This is a genomic window from Pseudomonas sp. AGC41, assembly GCF_057334555.1.
Genome location: NZ_JBHFJB010000069.1, coordinates 1 through 1,399, shown reverse-complemented (window position 1 = coordinate 1,399; position 1,399 = coordinate 1). Strand labels below are relative to the sequence as shown.

At 66.4% G+C, this 1,399-nt stretch carries 1 protein-coding gene; it reads left to right on the top strand.

Annotated features, from left to right (window positions below; translation table 11 throughout):
* A partial coding sequence (locus tag ACE04F_RS13225) for an efflux transporter outer membrane subunit (RefSeq protein WP_486107293.1) occupies window positions 1-1,355 on the top strand: 1,355 nt, incomplete at its 5' end.
* Window positions 1,356-1,399: the final 44 nt, after the last annotated feature.

Below are 1,399 nucleotides of genomic sequence, written 5' to 3'. Positions count from 1 at the left end.
GGGCGGCCTGCAGCACGCCTTTATCGACGCCGGACAGCGACATCCAGCCGCCTGACGCTTGGCAGAGCCTCGACACCCCCAGCACCCGAGCGGATAACCAACGATGGTGGACACAGTTCGGCAGCCCGCAACTTGATCGCTTGATCGAACAGGCACGCCTCGGCAGTTTCGACCTGGCGGCCGCCATGGCCCGGGTTCGCCAGGCCCAGGCCAGCGCGGTGATCGCTGGCGCACCGATGCTTCCGGAAATCAGCGCCGGGCTCAACGGCAATCGCCAGGAGCTGCTGCGGGGCAAGGGCTACAGCCAGTTGGATGTGGATCGGAACAACCGCACCATCGACTACTACGATGCCCACCTCAGCGCCAGCTATGAAGTGGATTTCTGGGGCGGCAAGCGGGCGGCGCGGGACAGTGCGCTGAGCGCGTTGTCGGCCAGCCGGTTTGACCGGGCGACCGTGGAGCTGACCTTGCTCAGCGCTGTCGCCAACAGCTACACCCAGGCCTTGTCGCTGCGCGAGCAGCAGCGCATCGCCGAACTGAACCTGGCCAACGCGCAAAACGTGCTCGACCTGGTGCAGACCCGCTACAACGCCGGCAGCGCCACGGCGCTGGAACTGTCCCAGCAAAAAAGCCTGGTGGCGACGCAGCGGCGCCGATTACCCCAAGTGCAACAACAGGCGCGGGAGGCGTTGATCACCCTGGCGGCGTTGCTGGGCCAGCCGGTGCAATCGCTCAAGCTTGACGATGAAACCTTCGATGTTTTGCACTGGCCCGCCATCAATGCCGGCGTGCCCAGTGACCTGCTGCGCCGTCGCCCCGACATCGCCGCCGCCGAAGCACGTCTGGCCGCCGCCCAGGCCGACATCAGCGTGGCCCGCGCCGCCCTGCTGCCCTCGGTCACCCTGGGCCTGAGCCTGGCCACCGGCGCCGACATTGCCGACCAGTTGCTGCGCAACAACGTCTACAACCTCAGCGCCGGCCTGGCCGCGCCGATCTTCAACAACGGTCGCCTGCGGGCCGAACGAGACAGGGCCACCGCGCGCCAGGAAGAACTGCTGGAAACCTACCGCGCCGCCATCGTCAACGGTTTTGCCGACGTCGAAAAAGCCCTGAACGGCATCCAGGGCCTGGACCAGCAACGACAATGGCAGAGCGAAGAACTGCACCAGGCGCAGACCGCCTTCGCCATCGCCCAAAGCCGCTACCAGGCCGGCGCCGAAGACCTGCTCACCGTACTCGAAACCCAACGCACGCTGTACGCCGCCCAGGACATGAACGTGCAATTGCGCCTGGCCCGGGTGCAGGCGAGCGTGGCGTTGTACAAGGCGCTGGGTGGGGGTTGGCGGGTGATGTAGGCCTAAAGCCGAGCGCCCTATTTGGGACGGGGTAATACCCGTGG